The organism is Pseudomonas vancouverensis (assembly GCF_004348895.1).
Lineage (GTDB): Bacteria > Pseudomonadota > Gammaproteobacteria > Pseudomonadales > Pseudomonadaceae > Aquipseudomonas > Aquipseudomonas vancouverensis.
Window position 1 is genome coordinate 186,805 of sequence record NZ_RRZK01000030.1, and the last position, 18,667, is coordinate 205,471.

An 18,667-nucleotide genomic window follows, 5' to 3' on the forward strand; every position below is an offset into this window, starting at 1 on the left:
CTCAACAGCAAAGCACAGACCACAATAAGGTGTCTGGAAATTACTCTGGGTCGGAAAAAGCCGCGCATCATACCAGCAGCGTGGGCTTATGGCTGCTTATGGCGGTGATCGTCGTCGATGTTTTGCAACAAAGCCAAGTAAGCCATACTGCGCGCTGGTTTTTTGGGGTGAATGGGGTTTGCATGAAAAAGTGTCTGGTTGCCGTGCTGGGAGCCCTGGCAGCAGTGTTTCTGGGGGCGCAAACCGCCGTGGCGGCATCGGCGCCACCCTTGACGCAACTGAAAGTGCTCAAGGTTGCGTCGCCGTCCTGTGGTGTTGAAAACATCGAAGACGGGCAGACCCAGACCCGTTGCGATCATAGCGGACCGAACATCACTATTTACGTGCTGGAAGTCGGTTACGGCCGTGAGCCCCACGTCGATCTGGACGGTTTCGAGATCAACGGCACCCGCACGCCAGTCTGCGCCTTCAAGAACGGCAACCTGACCAGCTGCAATCCCGGGGACAAGACTGTTGGCTATTTGTACGCCTTCGACATGGCCGGCAAGCAGGAAGGGACCTTCAGCTTCAGCAACACCTCGATGAATGCGCCGAACAACACCCTGTCGACGCAGCTTTACATCAAGTAACCAGCGGGCTCGAACAAGCGCCAGATAAGCTGACTACGCTTAAGGGATCACTCCGTGGATCCTGACCAATGACCTTTCGAGCCCTGATTGCCCTCGCCGAGGGTATCGACGACCTGCAAACCGTGACCCTGATTGACGTACTGCGCCGTGCCCAGGTGGAAGTGGTGGTGGCGAGCGTGGAGGGGCGGCGCATGCTCACCTGCGCCCGCGGTACGCGCTTGACTTGCGATGCGATGCTGGTGGACGTGCTGGCGCAACCTTTCGACCTGATTGCCCTGGCCGGTGGCGATGTCGGCGCGCAGCACCTGGCGGCGCATCAACCGCTGCAACAACTGATCAAGGATCAATCAGCGGCCGGACGCCTGTTCGCCGGTATCGCCGAGGCGCCTGCCGTGGCGCTGCAAGCCTTTGGTGTATTACGGCAACGGCGCATGACTTGCCTGCCTTCGGCCAGCCACCAGCTGTCGGGTTGTACGTTTGTCGACCAGCCGGTGGTGGTCGATGGCAACTGCATCACCGCCCAGGGGTCTGCCGCCGCGCTGACCTTTGCCCTTACGCTGGTGGAACAGCTTTGCGGCAAGGCCTCGCGGGCGGCGGTGGCGGCGCAACTGTCGGTTTGACGAGGTCAGACCTTCGCCTCTTCCTTCGGTACATGCATCCGGTCGCGATTGGCCAGGGTCGGGAAAAGCTTGATCCAGACACCCGTCACCACCAGCGTGCCAATCCCGCCCATGACCACCGCCGGCACCGTACCGAACCAGTGCGCGGTCAGGCCTGATTCGAATTCGCCCAACTGGTTGGAAGCGCCGATGAACAGGCCGTTCACGGCGCTGACCCGGCCGCGCATTTCGTCCGGGGTTTCCAGTTGTACGAACGAGGCGCGGATCACCATGCTGATCATGTCGGCCGCACCCAGCACGACCAGCACCGCGAGGGAAAACCAGAACGAAGTCGACAGACCGAAGGCGATAGTGGCCACGCCGAAGATACCGACGGCGGTGAACATCACCCGTCCGACGTTGCGTTCCACGGCAAACCGCGCCAGGAACAGCGACATCAGCAGTGCGCCTACCGCCGGTGCCGAACGCAGCAGGCCCAGGCCCCAGGGGCCGGTCAGCAGGATGTCCTTGGCAAATACCGGCAACAGCGCCGTGGCCCCGCCCAGCAAAACGGCGAACAGATCGAGGGAAATGGCCCCGAGGATTTCCGGGCGGCTGCGGATGAAGCGAATCCCCGCCAGCAGCGAATCCAGTGTGGCCTTGCCTTTGTTCAGTGGCGTCTGGCGGGCCGGCAGGTTGAGCATCAGCGAGCAGGCAATCACGTACAGCAGCACGGTCGGGCCGTACACCCAGACACTGCCGAAGGCGTAAAGCAGACCACCGAGGGCCGGCGCGACGATGGTTGCCGACTGCTGCGCCGATTGCGCGGCGGCGACTGCACGAGGAAACAGCGCGGTGGGCACGATGCTGGGCAACAGCGCCTGGGTGGTTGGCATCTCGAAGGAGCGTGCAGCGCCAAGCAGGAAGGCCAGGATGAAGATCATTTCCCGGGTGACATGCCCGGTGGCGCCACCGATGGCCAGCGACAGGGCGATCAGTGCCTGCAGCGACTGGCAGATCGCAGCGACCCAGCGTCGGTCATAGCGATCGGCAACGTGCCCGGTGTGCAGCATGAACAGCACGCGCGGAGCAAACTCGACCAGGCCAACCAGGCCCAGGTCAAGCACGCTGCCGGTCAACTGGTAGAGGTTCCAGCCGATGGCCACCGTGAGCATCTGAAAGCCGCTGGCGGTAAAGATCCGGGCGAACCAGAACGCGAGGAAAGGGCGGTGGTGACGTAACAGCAAGGGCTCTTGGCTGGGCATCTGCGGGTAAATCTGGGAGAGGGGAATGGCGAGATTATCATCAAGCTGTAACAGGAAGTTGCCATGACAGAAAATTTAGATAGCTAGACACTCATCTCGCCAACGCTCGTTTCTCCCCGGCAGGAGCAAGCCTGCTCGCGATGGCGATATACCAGTCATTGAACTCATAGCCTGAAACACCGCCTCGCGAGCAGGCTCGCTCCTGCAGGGATATGTTTCTGCCTGTAACTCCAGCCATGAGGCAACTTGTCACGCGGCAAAAGACCACGCGGTTCATCCCCGAAATTGGGACTACTCTTTCAACGTTGATTGATCCAGATCAAAACCCCGAAAGGCGTTGATCCGGCGGCCATCTGGCCAGACTCCCTGCGTTGCGATGCGTGCAAAAAAAACAACAAACAGGATTCGCCACACTCCATATCCGTGGGGGCCGTGGGTGCAGGCTTCCAGCCAGCAGCCGTATTACCTGACAGAGGAAGACTTATGTTCGGTTTAGAGGCACTTGATCTCGCCCGAATTCAGTTCGCGTTCACCATCTCGTTCCACATCCTGTTTCCGGCCATCACCATCGGCCTGGCGAGCTACCTGGCGGTACTCGAAGGCCTGTGGCTGAAAACCCACAACGATACCTACCGTGACCTCTACCACTTCTGGTCGAAGATCTTTGCCGTCAACTTCGGCATGGGTGTGGTTTCCGGATTGGTCATGGCCTACCAGTTTGGTACCAACTGGAGCCGATTCTCCGACTTCGCCGGTTCCGTGACCGGCCCACTGTTGACCTATGAAGTGCTGACAGCCTTCTTCCTTGAAGCCGGATTCCTCGGCGTCATGCTGTTCGGCTGGAACAAGGTCGGGCGTGGCCTGCACTTTTTCTCCACGGTGATGGTGGCCATCGGCACTTTGATCTCGACGTTCTGGATTCTCGCCTCCAACAGCTGGATGCAGACCCCGCAGGGTTTCGAAATCGTCAACGGTCAGGTGATTCCCACCGACTGGCTGGCGATCATCTTCAACCCTTCATTCCCTTATCGCCTGATGCACATGGCCACGGCGGCCTTTGTCGCCACGGCATTCTTCGTCGGCTCCTCGGCGGCCTGGCACCTGTTGCGCGGCAAGGACAACCCGGCGATTCGCAAAATGCTTTCGATGGCCATGTGGATGGCCCTGATCGTCGCCCCGATCCAGGCGGTAATCGGTGACTTCCACGGTCTCAATACCCTTGAGCATCAACCGGCGAAAATCGCCGCGATCGAAGGTCACTGGGAAAACAAGGGCAACGAGGCAACGCCATTGATCCTGTTCGGCTGGCCGGACATGAAAGAAGAGCGGACCAAGTACGCCGTGGAAATTCCCTACCTGGGCAGCCTGATCCTGACCCACTCGCTGGACAAACAGGTGCCGGCGCTCAAGGAGTTCCCGCCTGAGGACCGGCCGAACTCGACCATCGTGTTCTGGTCGTTCCGGATCATGGTCGGCCTGGGTTTCCTGATGATCTTCACCGGCTTGTGGAGCCTGTGGCTGCGCAAGCGCGACACGCTGTATACCTCGCGGCCGTTCCTGTACCTGACATTGTGGATGGGGCCGTCCGGGCTGATCGCGATTCTGGCGGGCTGGTTCACCACTGAAATCGGCCGTCAGCCGTGGGTGGTCTACGGGCTGATGCGCACGGCGGATGCGTCCTCCAACCACAGCTTCATGCAAATGAGCATTACCCTGATCCTGTTCGTTGTGGTGTATTTCGCCCTGTTCGGTGCAGGTCTCGGCTACATGATGCGCCTGGTGCGCAAAGGGCCGAAAACCAATGAAGGTGCCGAGAGCAATCACGGCGGCCCTGGCCAGAAACGTACGCCGGCCCGTCCGCTGTCCGCCGCCGACGACGATGGCGCCGAGAGCGAAAGCGACCACAGCCTGACCAAGGAGATTTGAATCATGGGTATTGATCTTCCGCTGATCTGGGCCGTGATCATCATCTTCGGCATCATGATGTACGTGGTCATGGACGGTTTTGACCTGGGTATCGGCATTCTCTTCCCGTTCATACCGGGCAAGACCGATCGTGACGTGATGATGAACACGGTCGCCCCGGTCTGGGACGGCAACGAAACCTGGCTGGTGCTGGGGGGCGCGGCGCTGTTCGGCGCCTTCCCGCTGGCTTACTCGGTGGTGCTCTCGGCGTTGTACCTGCCGTTGATCCTGATGCTGGTCGGCTTGATTTTCCGTGGCGTGGCGTTCGAGTTCCGCTTCAAAGCCAAGGATGACAAGCGTCACCTGTGGGACAAGGCTTTTATCGGTGGCTCCATCACCGCGACCTTCTTTCAGGGGGTGGCTCTGGGGGCGTTCATCGATGGCTTGCCGGTGGTCAACCGGCAGTTCGCCGGTGGTTCACTGGATTGGCTGACACCTTTCACGATGTTCTGTGGTGCGGCACTGGTGGTGGCCTATGCGTTGCTCGGTTGCACCTGGCTGATCATGAAGACCGAAGGCAAGTTGCAGGAACAGATGCACGACCTGGCACGGCCCTTGGCCTTTGTGCTGCTGGCGGTGATCGGCATCGTCAGCATCTGGACGCCGATTGCCCATGCAGAAATCGCGGCACGCTGGTTCACAATGCCCAACCTGTTCTGGTTCATGCCGGTGCCGATCCTGGTCCTGGTGACCATGTACGGCCTGATTCGCGCGGTGGCACGTAATGCGCACTACACGCCGTTCCTGTTGACCCTGGTGCTGATTTTCCTCGGTTACAGCGGGTTGGGCATCAGCCTGTGGCCGAACATCATCCCTCCGTCGATCTCGATCTGGGACGCCGCCGCGCCGCCGCAAAGTCAGGGCTTCATGCTGGTGGGGACGCTGTTCATCATTCCGTTCATCCTGGGCTACACCTTCTGGAGCTACTACGTGTTCCGCGGCAAGGTCACCCACGAAGACGGCTACCACTAGGCCCTATTTCCCAAACCTGTGGGAGCGAGCTTGCTCGCGATGGCGTCCTGATAGACGCCATCAACCTGCACTGGAGGATCGAAAATGAACGGCAAACATTCCCTGCACGACATTGAGGAAGCCGAAAAAAAGCCGCTGTGGCAGCGGCTCGGCTGGTTGGCCATGATCTGGGTGGGCAGCGTGGGCGCGCTGTTCATTGTTGCCAGCATCATGCGCATGTTCATGAACGCCGCGGGCCTGACCACGCATTGATCATCCCGTCCCGCGTCGTTGGACGCGGTTTCAAACCCTCCTGACGGAGGGTTTTTTTTGCCCGTTACTTGCGCGCTTTGAGAATGACGAACTTCGGATTGGCGGCCACTTGTTCAACGCCACGGAACAACCGCGCCAGTTTGCTGTGATAACCCAGGTGGCGGTTGCCGACGATGTACAGCGCGCCGCCCACGACCAGCGCTTCCCGGGCCTGCTGGAACATGCGCCAGGCAAGGAAGTCGCCGACCACCTGTTGTTGGTGAAAGGGCGGATTGCACAGCACCACGTCCAGCGATTGTGCTTCCTGCCCGGCCAGGCCATCGCCGGCTCGAACGATCACGTCCCGCTCGCCCATCGCCGCTCGCCAGTTTTCGCTGGCCGATTGCACGGCCATGAAGGATTCATCCACCAGTGTGTAATGGGCTTCGGGGTTCTGCAAGGCGCTGGCGATCGCCAGCACGCCGTTGCCGCAACCGAGGTCGGCGACCCGGGCGGTACCGAGATTTTTCGGCAGATGTGGCAAAAATGCGCGAGTGCCGATGTCCAGGCCCTCGCGGCAAAAGACGTTGGCGTGGTTGAGCAACTCGATGGCCGGATCGTCGAGTGTGTAGCGTGTCGGATAGGGCGATGTTGCCGGGGCTTTGTCTTGTGCCGTGGCGATCAGCAATCGCGCCTTTTTCACCGCCAACGAGGCTTGCACAGGACCGATGTAGCGCTCCAGCAAATCACCGGCGGCCCGTGGCAGATGCTTGATCATGGCGCCGGCAATGACCTGGGCACCCGGCGCCAGTTGGCCTTGCAGGCGGATCAGTTGCTCTTCAAGTAGCGCCAGGGTTTTCGGTACGCGCACCAGCACCCGGTCAAAGGGGCCGACCGGCGGTTCACTGGCCGGCACAAAAGGGACCGCATCAAACGCCAGGCTGTTGCGCACCAGGTTTTTCTCCAGTCCCTGAAAAGCGAGGAAAGAGTCGCCGCTGCTGGTCACCTGAACTTTGCCTTCCAGGCTGGCCGCCAGGCCGCCAAAACTGTCATTGAGCACCAACACCCGGGTATCCGCGGCCAGTGGCTGTTCGGCCAGGTGATTGAGCAGGTACTCATCGGCCGCATCGAAAGCTTGCAGGGGTTCATTCTGTTGCTCGGGCTGGCGGATCAGGTCGAGGCTGGCGAAGGGTGTTTCGAGCAAAGGCATGGGGCGGGGCTCTGGGAGGTCAACGGGTGTCCGCTGCCCGGGGGCGTTGTAGCGGGCTGGGCCATCTGAGTGAACTGCGTCGCGACTGTCTACACGTCATCACTCGGGAGGTGGCGCAAATGTTACGTTTTTTTCGAAGGGATTACCCGCAGGTTTTCCGGGGTTCGAGGGTTTTCAGATGGTTCCGGACCTTGCTGCAGCGATCACTGCGGCAATTTTGTTGGTGACGCCGAGTTTTTCGATGGCCCTGTGCACATGAAAGTTGATGGTGCGCTCGCTCAAACTGAGGATCCTGGCGATTTCGTAGGCGGTTTTTCCGTCAGCTGACAGCTTCAACACTTCGACTTCTCGCCCTGACAATGCCGGGTGTTGCGGCCTTACGGGTTTCTTGGGCTGGTCGTGAGTCGCCAGAGCGTGCAGGTGCCGACAGATGAACACCGTGAAACCCAGGTTCTCGTACAGCTCGTAGGCTGAAATCGGGCAATGGCTTCGGGCCAGACTCAGGATGCTGCACAAACCTCTATCTTCGTCGTTGATGGTTTGTGACCAGCCATGTGACAGACCTTGTTGTTGCATCATTGTCCAGAGCCATGGCGTATCGAAAAAAAGCTCTTCGCTCCAGAGCAGCGGCAGTGCTGAATGATTGCAATGAGCTACTATTGGATCAAGGTGGCCGGTATTGTTTAGTTCATATTGCTTGTTCCACTCATGAGGGAAGTTGTTCAGATTGACAGCGTGATGACCCATATCATTGAGATTGGACGTAACTGAGAATGCGCAGAATTTGTATCCAAGGTTTCTGATGAAGTTAAGTGATATTCGGTAGGCTGTATTGATTTCCTGAGTATTTGCCAGTTGTCTCAATTGTGATTCTTTCCAGATTTCCATATTTATCCCCTGCTGCTTCGTCCGGGTGCAAACTTGGATCCGAGATCCAGCACGTCCCGAGTGTAGGATAATTCCTAGGAATCGGGTGCGACTTTTTTGTTCTTGCTAATAGCGATATTCGAGTTTGGAGTTATTAACTAATGGGTTATTAATAGTATTTTGTATGACATTTAATAACTTGAGTTTTTAAAGTTTTATGTTGATTAACAATCGCTAAGCCTGCAAAGCCACTACAAACCGTCAGTGGTTACCGGGCAGGCTTTGCGGGACACTATGACGGTCTCGTGAATGGAGCACCCCATGTCCGTCAGTGAAGAAAAATTTACCCGTCAGACGCTACTCGACGTTGAACCCTTGACGCCGAACCTGTTTACCCTGCGCGCGACCCGGGATCCGGGCTTTCGCTTTCGGGCGGGGCAATTTGCCCGGCTGGGCGTGGCCAAGGCCGATGGCAGCACGGTGTGGCGGGCTTATTCCATGGTGTCATCGCCTTTTGACGAGTTCCTGGAGTTCTTCTCCATTGTCGTTCCGGGGGGCGAGTTCACCAGCGAACTCAGTCGGCTGGGCGTGGGGGATACCTTGCTGGTCGACCGTCAGGCCTATGGTTATCTGACGCTGGACCGTTTTGTAGACGGCCGTGATCTCTGGTTGTTATCCACAGGCACGGGCATCGCGCCGTTTCTTTCGATACTCCAGGACTTCGAGGTCTGGGAAAAATTCGAGCGAATCATCCTGGTGTACAGCGTGCGCGAGGCTCGGGAGTTGGCTTACCAGGCATTGATTGCCGGGCTTGCAAAGCGTGAATACCTGGCCGAGTACGCACACAAGCTGCAGTTCATTGCCACCGTCACCCGCGAGCAGCATCCCGGTGCGTTGAACGGAAGGATCACCACCTTGATTGAAAACGGTGAGCTGGAGCGCGCAGCGGGTGTGGCGCTGACCCCTGAGCATTCACGCGTCATGCTGTGCGGCAATCCGCAGATGATCGATGACACGCGCAAACTGCTTAAACAACGTGAGATGCACTTGAGTCTGAGCCGCCGTCCGGGTCAGGTGGCTGTGGAAAACTTCTGGTAAAAAAACGGCGCCTCAAGGCGCCGATTTTTATCTGATGGAAACACTCAAGGCCTGTTGTTCTGGGCCTTGAGCAGGTCGCGGATTTCCCCCAGCAGCTCTTCTTCCTTGGTCGGCACTGGCGGTAGCGTCGGCGCTACCGCCTCTTCGCGCTTCAGGCGGTTGATGGCCTTGACGCCCATGAAGATAGCGAAGGCGACGATTACGAAGTCGATCATGCTCTGGATGAACTTGCCGTAGGCCAGCACCACGGCGGGGGCGTTGCCCTCGGCGGCCTTGAGCGTGATGGCCAGGTCACTGAAATCGACGCCGCCGATCAGCAGGCCGATGGGAGGCATCACCACATCGCCCACAAACGAGGTGACGATTTTGCCGAATGCCGCGCCGATGATGATGCCGACCGCCATGTCGACCACGTTGCCTTTGACCGCGAAGGCCTTGAACTCGCTGAGCACGCCCATAGGTGATTTCCTTGTTACAGATGAGGTTGATGATGGCAGTGTAAATCAGCAAACCGCATCCCGCTTGAAACAACGGCCGTCAGCGCTTGCCCTGCAGTCGACCTGGCCGGTGTGGAAAAGTTTACGCAGGAATAGCCAGCGCAGGGCGACGGGGGCGGAATGATCTTCCGTGTGGTGAAGCGCATGCCACCGGTCTTGCATTGGACAAAATGCTCAAATGTTCGAATGGGTTTGGAGAACGGTATAAGGGAATGGTTATGTTTCTCTAACGTTGTGTTCAATTTTTATTGTCTTGGATGATGGCGTATTGCTGTCGTTGTATCGTTTTTGTTTGATGCGATTGGTGATGTTTAATTAAGTGGGGTTGGTGGCTTTAAACAAATTGTTAAAAAGTGTGAAGGTTTAACACTGGTTCAGTTTGTTGTTCACACCTTGTACAGGTTTTTTTGATATTTACCCATGGGTTCGTAAAGAACATTGAAGATGTTGAGTTAAAAACTTGTACAGGTGTTGCCGTTTTTTAATATGCCAATTGGCATATCAAGAATAGGATTTCAATTGGCTCCTCGCGAATACAGATAGTGTTTAAAGCCTGTCGCTGCACTGATTCACTCCAGCTGAGCTATCATCGCGTCTTTTGCCGGGAGTTCCGATGGCCAAGGCCAAGCGCATGTACGGCTGCACCGAGTGCGGCTCAACGTTTCCCAAGTGGGCGGGCCAGTGCGGTGAGTGCGGCGCCTGGAATACCCTCACCGAAACCATGGTGGAAAGCGGCGGGGCGGCGGCGCCTACCGGTCGTACCGGGTGGGCTGGCCAGCAGGCGCAGATCAAGACGTTGGCGGAAGTCAGCGTTGAAGAAATTCCACGTTTTTCCACGGCCTCCAGCGAGCTGGATCGTGTCCTGGGCGGTGGTCTGGTCGATGGCTCTGTCGTGCTGATCGGTGGCGATCCTGGCATCGGCAAGTCGACCATCCTCCTGCAAACCTTGTGCAACCTGGCCAAGAGCATGCCGGCGCTCTATGTCACTGGCGAGGAGTCCCAGCAACAAGTGGCCATGCGCGCCCGACGACTGGGACTGCCCCAGGATCAGCTGCGGGTCATGACCGAAACCTGCATAGAAACCATCATTGCCACGGCGCGCCTGGAAAAGCCCAAGGTGATGGTGATCGACTCGATCCAGACGATATTCACCGAGCAGTTGCAATCGGCGCCGGGCGGCGTGTCCCAGGTGCGTGAAAGCGCGGCATTGCTGGTGCGTTATGCCAAGCAAAGTGGCACGGCGATTTTCCTGGTCGGCCACGTGACCAAGGAAGGCGCCCTGGCAGGTCCTCGCGTGCTGGAACACATGGTCGACACCGTGCTGTATTTCGAAGGCGAGTCCGATGGCCGTCTGCGCCTGCTGCGAGCGGTGAAAAACCGTTTTGGTGCGGTCAATGAGCTGGGTGTGTTCGGTATGACCGACAAGGGCCTGAAAGAGGTCTCCAACCCGTCGGCGATTTTTCTGACACGTGCTCAGGAAGAAGTCCCGGGCAGTGTGGTCATGGCCACGTGGGAAGGCACTCGGCCGATGCTCGTGGAAGTTCAGGCGCTGGTGGATGACAGCCATTTGGCCAATCCGCGTCGGGTCACCCTGGGGCTGGACCAGAACCGTCTGGCCATGTTGCTGGCGGTGCTGCACCGGCATGGTGGCATTCCAACTCACGATCAGGACGTGTTTCTCAACGTGGTTGGTGGTGTGAAGGTGTTGGAAACGGCGTCCGACCTGGCACTGATGGCCGCGGTGATGTCCAGTTTGCGCAACCGGCCGCTGCCTCATGACTTGCTGGTATTCGGCGAAGTCGGCCTTTCCGGTGAGGTGCGCCCGGTTCCGAGCGGCCAGGAGCGCTTGAAGGAGGCGGCCAAGCATGGCTTCAAGCGTGCCATCGTGCCCAAGGGCAACGCACCGAAGGAAGCTCCGGCCGGGTTGCAGATCATTGCGGTGACCCGCCTGGAACAAGCGCTTGATGCGTTGTTCGAGTGATTTGCAGTTGATGTGTGCGGGAGCGGGTGACCTCTAGACCTCGATCAGGGCGCCCAGCTCACGTTCGAGCTCGGCTTCATCGGCGAGGTTGAGTTCGATCAGCCGCCGAAGGCGCTGGATAGACTCCAGGCTGATGTGCAAGCACTCAAAGCCGAGCTGGCCACGATCTTCGTGGGTCAGTCTCGCATCCATGCTGATGTCGACATCCTCGCTCAGGTGAATGTCGATGGAATAATCCTTTTTCGCATCGCCCAGCCAGGGTTCGGGCCGTTCGATCAACAGGCCCTTGAGCGAAAGATCGATCAACTTCACCGGCCAGACGAATTCCCCCTGGCTCAGCTCGGTACGGGCATCGAACGCAATACGTTTGAAACGGCGACGTTCGGCAGGCTGCTCGCTCATGGTGCGATCCTCTGAAAGACAGGCTGACTATAGACCCTGATTGTTGAAGGCTGCCAGCGCGGGCAGGTGTCTAGACCAATGTCGGGGTATGGTCTTTGCCGTCAGGAGCGCTAAACTCGGGGTGGCTGTCTTTCTTGTCCACTCTGGCTGGAATCCTAAAATGAAAAATAATAATAGCCCGCTACGCCATCTGCCTTGGCTGGTGCTGGCAATCGTAGGTGCGTGCGCCCTGGGCGTAGTGGCATTGCGCCGAGGCGAGGCGATCAACGCCTTGTGGATCGTGGTCGCTGCCGTGGCCATTTATCTGGTCGCCTATCGCTACTACAGTCTGTTCATTGCTAACAATGTCATGCAGCTTGATGCGCGACGGGCCACCCCCGCAGTCATCAACAACGATGGTCTGGACTACGTGCCGACCAACAAACACATTCTTTTCGGTCACCACTTCGCAGCCATTGCTGGCGCGGGGCCGTTGGTCGGCCCGGTTTTGGCGGCGCAGATGGGCTACCTGCCCGGCACGCTGTGGCTGATTGCCGGCGTGGTGCTGGCCGGTGCCGTGCAGGACTTCATGGTCCTGTTCATGTCCACCCGCCGCAACGGCCGTTCCCTGGGCGACATGGTCCGCGAAGAAATGGGCCGCATCCCCGGGACCATCGCGCTGTTCGGTTGCTTCCTGATCATGATCATCATCCTCGCGGTGCTGGCACTGATCGTGGTCAAGGCCCTGGCCGAGAGCCCTTGGGGCATTTTCACGGTGATGGCGACCATTCCGATCGCTATGTTCATGGGCATCTATATGCGCTACATCCGCCCGGGCCGCATTGGCGAGATCTCGGTAATCGGCGTGTTGCTGCTGCTCGGTTCGATCTGGCTCGGCGGGCAGATTGCCGCGGATCCGGTGTGGGCCAAGGCCTTCAGCTTCACGGGTGTGCAGATCACCTGGATGCTGATCGGTTACGGTTTTGTCGCGGCGGTGTTGCCGGTGTGGCTGATCCTCGCCCCGCGTGATTACCTCTCTACTTTCCTGAAAATCGGCACCATCATTGCTCTGGCTATCGGCATCCTGGTGACCATGCCGGATCTGAAAATGCCGGCCCTGACCCAGTTCATCGACGGCACGGGCCCGGTGTGGAAGGGCGGCCTGTTCCCGTTCCTGTTCATCACCATTGCCTGTGGTGCAGTGTCCGGGTTCCATGCGCTGATCTCTTCCGGCACCACGCCGAAGTTACTCGATAACGAAACCAACGCCCGCTACATCGGTTACGGCGGCATGCTCATGGAGTCCTTCGTGGCGATCATGGCCATGGTCGCTGCGTCGGTGATCGAGCCGGGCGTGTACTTCGCCATGAACAGCCCGGCTGCCGTGGTCGGTGGTGACATCGTGGCTGTAGCACAAACCGTCAGCAGCTGGGGCTTTGCCATCACCCCGGAAGCGCTGCAAGCGGTGGCCCATGACATCGGTGAAACCACCATCCTCGCCCGTGCCGGTGGTGCGCCGACCCTGGCAGTCGGTATCGCGCAGATTCTGCACAGCGTGTTGCCAGGCGAGAACACCATGGCGTTCTGGTATCACTTTGCGATCCTGTTCGAAGCGCTGTTCATCCTGACCGCAGTCGACGCCGGTACCCGTGCCGGTCGTTTCATGCTGCAGGATCTGCTCGGCTCGTTCGTGCCGGCCCTGCGCCGCACAGAATCCTGGACTGCCAACCTGATCGCCACCGCCGGTTGTGTGGCGATGTGGGGCTGGTTGCTGTACCAGGGTGTAATCGACCCACTGGGTGGTATCAATACCTTGTGGCCACTGTTCGGTATCTCCAACCAGATGCTGGCGGGTATCGCCCTGATGCTCGGCACCGTGGTCCTGATCAAGATGAAGCGCCAGCGCTACATCTGGGTGACCTTGCTGCCCGCGGCCTGGTTGTTGATCTGCACGACGACAGCCGGTTTCATCAAGCTGTTCGACGCCAACCCGGCGATCGGCTTCCTGTCGCTGGCGAAAAAATACAGCGATGCCCTGGCCAACGGCCAGATCATTGCCCCGGCCAAGGACATCACGCAGATGCAGCACGTGATCTTCAACGCCTACACCAACGCGACGTTGACGGCGCTCTTCCTGTTCGTGGTGTTCAGTATCCTGTTCTACGCGCTCAAGGTCGGTATTTCCGCCTGGGGCAGCAAAGAGCGTACGGATAAAGAATCGCCATTCCAGGCCCTGCCGGACGCGTGAATCGAGGACTTGCACCATGTTCAATGACTTGAGTCGCCTCGGTAAATACCTCGGTCAGGCCGCGCGCCTGATGGTCGGCATGCCCGACTACGACAACTACGTCGAGCATATGCAGAGCAAGCACCCGGACAAACCGGTGATGAGCTACGAGATGTTCTTCCGTGAACGTCAGGAAGCCCGCTACGGTGGCAAGGGTGGGCCGAAGTGCTGCTGAGGCAGCACTCCGGTTGATGCAATCCCCTGTGGGAGCGGGCTTGCCCGCGAAAGCGGTCTGTCATTCAGCACTTATGTCGACTGACACGCCACCTTCGCGAGCAAGCCCGCTCCCACTTTTGTTTTGTGTTGTTTATTTATGTTGTGCAAAGAAGGAGATCCAGCGTGTCCTCTCCAATTCCCGTCACGATCCTTAGCGGCTTTCTTGGCGCCGGCAAGACCACCTTGCTGCGCCATCTACTCAAGGCCGAGCACGGCCTGAAAATCGCCGTGATCGAGAACGAATTCAGCGATGCCGGCATCGATACCCAACTGTTGGGCGACGAGCCGGTGCAAGTGATGACGCTGTCCAACGGCTGCGTCTGCTGCACCATTCACACCGACCTGACCAAGGCGCTTTATCTGTTGCTTGAGCGGCTGGACCAAGGCGACATCGCCTTTGACCGGCTGGTGATCGAATGCACCGGTCTCGCCGATCCGGCGCCGGTGGCGCAGACGTTCTTCATCGACGAAGAACTGCGTGAACGTTACATCCTTGACGGCATCATCACCCTGGTCGACGCGGCCCATGCCGACGTGCACCTGACCCAGACCATCGCCCAGGCGCAGGTCGGTTTCGCCGACCGCTTGCTGGTGAGCAAGCGGGACCTGGTGGATGAAGCGACCTTCACCGCGTTGAGCGGGCGCCTGACCCGCATCAATCGCCGTGCGCCGATCCGCGTGGTTGATCACGGCAGGATCGATCTGGCTGAGTTGCTCGATGTCCGCGGGTTCAATCTCAATGCCGATCTCGGTGGTGGCGTCAGCCTGCGGCCGGTGAGCCAGGCACCGTCCATCGACCGTATTTCCAGCCTGGTGCTGCGCACTGACAAACCGCTGGATATCGACCGGCTCAGCGAGTTCATGAACGAACTGCTGGAAGAGCATGGCAAGCAATTGCTGCGCTACAAAGGTGTGTTGAATATTGCGGGTGAGCCACGACGCATGGTGTTTCAGGGGGTGCTGAAGCTTTACGGTTTCGATTGGGACACCGAATGGACCGCTGACGAGGCGCGGGAAAGCGTGATCGTGTTTATTGGCGATGATTTGCCGGAAGAGAGAGTTCGTGAGGGGTTTGCTCGGGTAGGGAGGGATCCATTGTAGGAGCCGTTCCAGGCGTTGAGGCCTTCCCACACGATCAGTGCTTCGGCCAAGCTTGGCTGGCTGATACCCAACTATTCGGCGAGCTTACACCGACCCGACTGCATGTCATCGAGGCTCCATTGTTCCCTGGCCTACATGGTCCTGAGTTTTTCTACCGTTGAGTTGACGACGACTGGTGATCTCATCACCTTTTCCGCTTCGTAAGTCGTGCTTGCCAGGTAGCAGGCACGACAGTCATTCAAGGTTTTTTGCTGTCGCTTGAGCAACCGTTTTTCGCGGCTGGAGGGTATCGCCCCTCTGGCGTGAGTCAAGGAGTGGCGATCTTTCGTTTTCTGGATGCTACGTCTGATATCAATCTCAAGGTTATGCTTCAAAGGGAAACTTCATAAGGTGACTTGCAACGCGTTCAGCTATTGGCATGAGGTACTTTTCTTTCAAGAATGCTCAGAGCAAAAGTTATTTTTGAGCGCTCTTTCGTACGGGCAAGGTAAACATAAGGTGAGCCTTTAGCGGTTTCACCACCTACATATTTATCATCTTCAGTTACCAGCGAAACTGGTGTGTGAGTAGAAATGATTTTGCTTAGGGTTATTGGTTTTCCATGATGATCAAGAAGAGTGAAAGTCGTCGGGTTGTCTTCATCTGAATTCACTGCGCCCAATATGTTCCGCCAGCATTCACTTATAAGCTTGTTGTAATACGCTCCCGAATTTTTTATGGACAATACATAGCCATTGCCGGTGTACCGAAAATGCAGTTTCAGTGGGTGAGCCGAGCCGCCTTGCTGGGCAGGGCGAATGCCGAGCAGGTGAGAGTGATCAAAGGTTTGCGATGCACCAGTAAAAAATCCTCCGCTGAACAAGTGAATGGTCGCCAACGCTGGTTTTTCATGGAGTAGCTCAAGTAAGTTGATGTTGTGGTCGCGCATTCTAAGTGTCGCGATAAAAGAATTCTCAATAAGGTTGTTCATTTTGAAACCTGCTGTTTTGTGTAATGGATTGGATCTATGCAGGGTTCAGATTAAGTCTTGACGAAGGTGTTTTGGTATTGCGTGTATTGCGGGAAGTTAAAAGGTGTCTGCGCGGCGTTTTTTTACTGGTAATAACGGCTGTCGAAGGGTTGGATTTCATCATTTGTTTTTATCGTAAGCAAAAATAAACCGGCCATCTCTGGCCGGTTTATTTTAACTGCGGTCTAACGGGGCGGATTAAGCGCCGTACACCGGCAGCTTCTTGCAGATGGCTTTGACTTTCTCACGAACAGCGTCGATCACTGCTTCGTTGTTCAGGTCAGCCAGGATGTCGCAGATCCAGCCTGCCAGTTCCTTGCACTCTGCTTCCTTGAAGCCGCGAGTGGTCACGGCCGGGGTGCCGAAGCGCAGACCGGAAGTGACGAACGCGGAGCGTGGGTCGTTTGGCACCGAGTTCTTGTTCACGGTGATGAACGCTTTGCCCAGGGCGGCGTCGGCGTCTTTACCGGAGATTTCCTGCTTGATCAAAGACAGCAGGAACAGGTGGTTTTCAGTACCGCCGGAGACCACGTCGAAACCGCGTTCGATGAACACGCCAGCCATGGCTTTGGCGTTCTTCACCACTTGCTGCTGGTAAGTCTTGAACTCAGGCTGCAGGGCTTCCTTGAAGCAGATCGCCTTGGCAGCGATCACGTGCTCCAGCGGACCGCCCTGGGCGCCCGGGAATACGGCGGAGTTCAGCTTCTTCTCGATGTCGGCGTTGGCGCGAGCCAGGATCAGGCCGCCACGTGGACCGCGCAGGGTCTTGTGCGTGGTGGTGGTCACGACGTCAGCGAAAGGCACCGGGTTCGGGTAGACGCCAGCGGCGACCAGACCGGCCACGTGAGCCATGTCGACGAACAGGTAGGCACCGACCTTGTCGGCGATGGCGCGGAAGCGTGGGAAATCCAGAACCTGCGAGTAGGCAGAGAAACCGGCCACGATCATTTTTGGCTTGTGCTCAACCGCCAGGCGCTCGACTTCGTCGTAGTCGATCAGGCCGTTGGCGTCGATGCCGTACTGGATAGCGTTGTACAGCTTGCCGGAGGAGGAAACGCTGGCACCGTGGGTCAGGTGACCGCCGTGGGCCAGGCTCATGCCCAGGATAGTGTCACCGGCCGACAGCAGGGCCAGGTAAACGGCAGCGTTGGCCTGGGAGCCTGCGTGCGGCTGAACGTTGGCGTAATCAGCGCCGAACAGTTCCTTGGCACGATCGATAGCCAGTTGCTCAACGACGTCGACGTACTCGCAACCACCGTAGTAGCGCTTGCCCGGGTAGCCTTCGGCGTATTTGTTGGTTAGAACCGAGCCTTGAGCTTCCATCACCGCAGGGCTGGTGTAGTTTTCCGAAGCGATCAGCTCAATGTGCTCTTCCTGGCGCTGAGCTTCTTGCTCCATGGCGGCAAAGAGATCGGCGTCGTACTTGGCAATAGTCAAATCACGGCTGAACATGGCGGTCCTCAAGGATCGGGGGCGGAAAAGGGGGGCATTCTAACCCAATGGGTTTTAGATGGCATATGAAACGGCATCATGTCGTAGACAAGTGGCGTTCATGCGCCGCTCGGGAGGGTGGCAAGCCGCAGAAATTTCCACCTTCGCCGCTCTCAAGCGGACACTGCTTTTCGCGGCAGCCGAAGGTGGCTTTCTGTTGGCTTGCCTGGCAGCAGGCATTTAATGGGCTTCAATGGATGTCGAACTTTCACTGTCTGGGAGCCCTTGAGTGAAACTCAGATCTCACCCGGGTTGTTCAAGTAAGGAGCATTTCGCTCCAGTATTGTCAGTTCGAACTCCGCACTGCAGTGCTTGCCCGAAGTTGTAGTGAAAGTTGCGTGCTTTGGAAATTTTTTATAGGTTGCAGAATGAGTGTGGGGGATGGGGCTCGGTGCGCAGATGGAATTTTGAACGTAAAGTGTTGAGCCGTTGTTAGTTGTAATGTTAATGGTCTGCGTATTTGTATTCATATCATCCAGTGTAACCGTGCGGCCGTTTTTTTGAATATTAAAGCTGATGGTTGCGCTGCCAGCCACCTCGCCGACATTGATGTCGCCGTTATTTTCCTCTCGGACCAATCTTCCGAAATAGTCTCCTTCGGAGCGTATGTAAAGCACGTAATGTCCATGCTCGAACCTGAAATAGATTTGCGCGGCGGGCAGCGGCAGCCCTGCGACCAGCGCATCGGGAAAACCTTCACTCTCGGTTTGGATGATATTGACGGGGTTGCCATTTAATTTCAGTGTGCCAATAAACGACTTTTGACGATCAGTACTCATGGGTTAACCTTCATGTTTGGCTTTTGATTGCGCAGGTCCACTGGTTGGGCTGCGGTTGTATCGATGAGCCTAACATTTGTTTGAAGGTG

18 protein-coding genes are annotated in these 18,667 nt (G+C 57.7%); 10 read left to right on the forward strand and 8 right to left on the reverse strand.

Features of this window, described 5'->3' with window-relative positions; translation table 11 throughout:
- Positions 1–182: 182 nt before the first annotated feature.
- Together EIY72_RS23055 and EIY72_RS23060 are read left to right on the forward strand one after the other, a co-directional pair.
- Positions 183–629: a DUF4879 domain-containing protein gene (locus EIY72_RS23055; RefSeq protein WP_093230819.1), complete on the forward strand. Its 447-nt coding sequence runs from the start codon at positions 183–185 to the stop codon at positions 627–629.
- A 68-nt stretch (positions 630–697) separates the two neighbouring features.
- On the forward strand, positions 698–1,249 hold the full coding sequence (locus EIY72_RS23060; protein ID WP_093230019.1) for a DJ-1 family glyoxalase III: 552 nt from the start codon (positions 698–700) through the stop codon (positions 1,247–1,249).
- 5 nt (positions 1,250–1,254) lie between these two features.
- On the opposite strand, the gene EIY72_RS23065 is transcribed toward EIY72_RS23060, so the two are convergent.
- Positions 1,255–2,493, reverse strand: a complete 1,239-nt coding sequence (locus EIY72_RS23065) for an MFS transporter (protein ID WP_093230021.1) — start codon at positions 2,491–2,493, stop codon at positions 1,255–1,257.
- A gap of 483 nt (positions 2,494–2,976) precedes the next feature.
- Here EIY72_RS23065 and EIY72_RS23070 point away from each other — a divergent pair, with 483 nt between their 5' ends.
- From EIY72_RS23070 to EIY72_RS23080, 3 genes are all read left to right on the forward strand, one after another.
- Positions 2,977–4,419, forward strand: coding sequence for a cytochrome ubiquinol oxidase subunit I (locus EIY72_RS23070; RefSeq protein ID WP_093230023.1), 1,443 nt, complete (start codon positions 2,977–2,979; stop codon positions 4,417–4,419).
- Between the two features lie 3 nt (positions 4,420–4,422).
- The gene (gene cydB / locus EIY72_RS23075) at positions 4,423–5,430 is read left to right on the forward strand and encodes a cytochrome d ubiquinol oxidase subunit II (RefSeq protein ID WP_093230025.1); all 1,008 of its coding nucleotides are present in this window, start codon (positions 4,423–4,425) and stop codon (positions 5,428–5,430) included.
- Positions 5,431–5,514: 84 nt separating this feature from the next.
- On the forward strand, positions 5,515–5,682 hold the full coding sequence (locus EIY72_RS23080; protein WP_093230027.1) for a DUF2474 domain-containing protein: 168 nt from the start codon (positions 5,515–5,517) through the stop codon (positions 5,680–5,682).
- A 64-nt stretch (positions 5,683–5,746) separates the two neighbouring features.
- Here the strand turns inward: EIY72_RS23080 and EIY72_RS23085 are convergent, their stop codons facing one another.
- Together EIY72_RS23085 and EIY72_RS23090 are read right to left on the reverse strand one after the other, a co-directional pair.
- Positions 5,747–6,871 (reverse strand): methyltransferase, encoded by a 1,125-nt coding sequence (locus EIY72_RS23085; protein ID WP_093230030.1) that lies wholly within the window; start codon positions 6,869–6,871, stop codon positions 5,747–5,749.
- Between the two features lie 174 nt (positions 6,872–7,045).
- Positions 7,046–7,759 (reverse strand): autoinducer binding domain-containing protein, encoded by a 714-nt coding sequence (locus EIY72_RS23090; RefSeq protein WP_093230032.1) that lies wholly within the window; start codon positions 7,757–7,759, stop codon positions 7,046–7,048.
- Positions 7,760–8,059: 300 nt separating this feature from the next.
- On the opposite strand from EIY72_RS23090, the gene EIY72_RS23095 reads away from it, so the two are divergent.
- Entirely contained in the window at positions 8,060–8,836 is a 777-nt protein-coding gene (locus EIY72_RS23095; protein ID WP_093230034.1) for a ferredoxin--NADP reductase, read from the forward strand.
- A 44-nt stretch (positions 8,837–8,880) separates the two neighbouring features.
- Here EIY72_RS23095 and mscL read toward each other — a convergent pair whose 3' ends face one another.
- A complete protein-coding gene (mscL, locus tag EIY72_RS23100) occupies positions 8,881–9,294 on the reverse strand; it encodes a large-conductance mechanosensitive channel protein MscL (protein ID WP_093230036.1) in 414 nt (137 codons plus the stop codon).
- Between the two features lie 652 nt (positions 9,295–9,946).
- On the opposite strand from mscL, the gene radA reads away from it, so the two are divergent.
- Entirely contained in the window at positions 9,947–11,314 is a 1,368-nt protein-coding gene (gene radA, locus EIY72_RS23105; RefSeq protein ID WP_093230038.1) for a DNA repair protein RadA, read from the forward strand.
- 33 nt (positions 11,315–11,347) lie between these two features.
- Here radA and EIY72_RS23110 read toward each other — a convergent pair whose 3' ends face one another.
- Complete coding sequence (locus EIY72_RS23110) at positions 11,348–11,716, reverse strand: PilZ domain-containing protein (protein ID WP_093230040.1); 369 nt, start codon at positions 11,714–11,716, stop codon at positions 11,348–11,350.
- 160 nt (positions 11,717–11,876) lie between these two features.
- On the opposite strand from EIY72_RS23110, the gene EIY72_RS23115 reads away from it, so the two are divergent.
- The 3 genes from EIY72_RS23115 to yjiA all read left to right on the forward strand — a co-directional run bounded on the left by EIY72_RS23115 (position 11,877) and on the right by yjiA (position 15,299).
- Positions 11,877–13,943, forward strand: a complete 2,067-nt coding sequence (locus EIY72_RS23115; protein ID WP_093230042.1) for a carbon starvation CstA family protein — start codon at positions 11,877–11,879, stop codon at positions 13,941–13,943.
- A gap of 16 nt (positions 13,944–13,959) precedes the next feature.
- Positions 13,960–14,157, forward strand: coding sequence for a YbdD/YjiX family protein (locus EIY72_RS23120; protein ID WP_008052036.1), 198 nt, complete (start codon positions 13,960–13,962; stop codon positions 14,155–14,157).
- A gap of 164 nt (positions 14,158–14,321) precedes the next feature.
- Positions 14,322–15,299 carry a GTPase gene (gene yjiA, locus EIY72_RS23125; protein WP_093230044.1) on the forward strand — a complete coding sequence of 326 codons (978 nt, stop codon included), beginning with the start codon at positions 14,322–14,324 and terminating at the stop codon, positions 15,297–15,299.
- Positions 15,300–15,705: 406 nt separating this feature from the next.
- On the opposite strand, the gene EIY72_RS23130 is transcribed toward yjiA, so the two are convergent.
- The 3 genes from EIY72_RS23130 to EIY72_RS23140 form a co-directional block, all read right to left on the reverse strand.
- The gene (locus EIY72_RS23130; RefSeq protein ID WP_093230047.1) at positions 15,706–16,269 is read right to left on the reverse strand and encodes a hypothetical protein; all 564 of its coding nucleotides are present in this window, start codon (positions 16,267–16,269) and stop codon (positions 15,706–15,708) included.
- 237 nt (positions 16,270–16,506) lie between these two features.
- A complete protein-coding gene (gene glyA, locus EIY72_RS23135) occupies positions 16,507–17,760 on the reverse strand; it encodes a serine hydroxymethyltransferase (protein ID WP_093230049.1) in 1,254 nt (417 codons plus the stop codon).
- A gap of 275 nt (positions 17,761–18,035) precedes the next feature.
- On the reverse strand, positions 18,036–18,578 hold the full coding sequence (locus EIY72_RS23140; RefSeq protein ID WP_093230051.1) for a hypothetical protein: 543 nt from the start codon (positions 18,576–18,578) through the stop codon (positions 18,036–18,038).
- Positions 18,579–18,667: the final 89 nt, after the last annotated feature.

What these genes read in the sequence shown, in the direction of transcription:
- EIY72_RS23055 (WP_093230819.1), top strand. Translation starts at nt 183, where the DNA reads ATGAAAAAGTGTCTGGTTGCCGTGCTGGGAGCCCTGGCAGCAGTGTTT.
- EIY72_RS23060 (WP_093230019.1), top strand. Translation starts at nt 698, where the DNA reads ATGACCTTTCGAGCCCTGATTGCCCTCGCCGAGGGTATCGACGACCTG.
- EIY72_RS23065 (WP_093230021.1), bottom strand. Translation starts at nt 2,493, where the DNA reads ATGCCCAGCCAAGAGCCCTTGCTGTTACGTCACCACCGCCCTTTCCTC.
- EIY72_RS23070 (WP_093230023.1), top strand. Translation starts at nt 2,977, where the DNA reads ATGTTCGGTTTAGAGGCACTTGATCTCGCCCGAATTCAGTTCGCGTTC.
- cydB (WP_093230025.1), top strand. Translation starts at nt 4,423, where the DNA reads ATGGGTATTGATCTTCCGCTGATCTGGGCCGTGATCATCATCTTCGGC.
- EIY72_RS23080 (WP_093230027.1), top strand. Translation starts at nt 5,515, where the DNA reads ATGAACGGCAAACATTCCCTGCACGACATTGAGGAAGCCGAAAAAAAG.
- EIY72_RS23085 (WP_093230030.1), bottom strand. Translation starts at nt 6,871, where the DNA reads ATGCCTTTGCTCGAAACACCCTTCGCCAGCCTCGACCTGATCCGCCAG.
- EIY72_RS23090 (WP_093230032.1), bottom strand. Translation starts at nt 7,759, where the DNA reads ATGGAAATCTGGAAAGAATCACAATTGAGACAACTGGCAAATACTCAG.
- EIY72_RS23095 (WP_093230034.1), top strand. Translation starts at nt 8,060, where the DNA reads ATGTCCGTCAGTGAAGAAAAATTTACCCGTCAGACGCTACTCGACGTT.
- mscL (WP_093230036.1), bottom strand. Translation starts at nt 9,294, where the DNA reads ATGGGCGTGCTCAGCGAGTTCAAGGCCTTCGCGGTCAAAGGCAACGTG.
- radA (WP_093230038.1), top strand. Translation starts at nt 9,947, where the DNA reads ATGGCCAAGGCCAAGCGCATGTACGGCTGCACCGAGTGCGGCTCAACG.
- EIY72_RS23110 (WP_093230040.1), bottom strand. Translation starts at nt 11,716, where the DNA reads ATGAGCGAGCAGCCTGCCGAACGTCGCCGTTTCAAACGTATTGCGTTC.
- EIY72_RS23115 (WP_093230042.1), top strand. Translation starts at nt 11,877, where the DNA reads ATGAAAAATAATAATAGCCCGCTACGCCATCTGCCTTGGCTGGTGCTG.
- EIY72_RS23120 (WP_008052036.1), top strand. Translation starts at nt 13,960, where the DNA reads ATGTTCAATGACTTGAGTCGCCTCGGTAAATACCTCGGTCAGGCCGCG.
- EIY72_RS23130 (WP_093230047.1), bottom strand. Translation starts at nt 16,269, where the DNA reads ATGAACAACCTTATTGAGAATTCTTTTATCGCGACACTTAGAATGCGC.
- glyA (WP_093230049.1), bottom strand. Translation starts at nt 17,760, where the DNA reads ATGTTCAGCCGTGATTTGACTATTGCCAAGTACGACGCCGATCTCTTT.
- EIY72_RS23140 (WP_093230051.1), bottom strand. Translation starts at nt 18,578, where the DNA reads ATGAGTACTGATCGTCAAAAGTCGTTTATTGGCACACTGAAATTAAAT.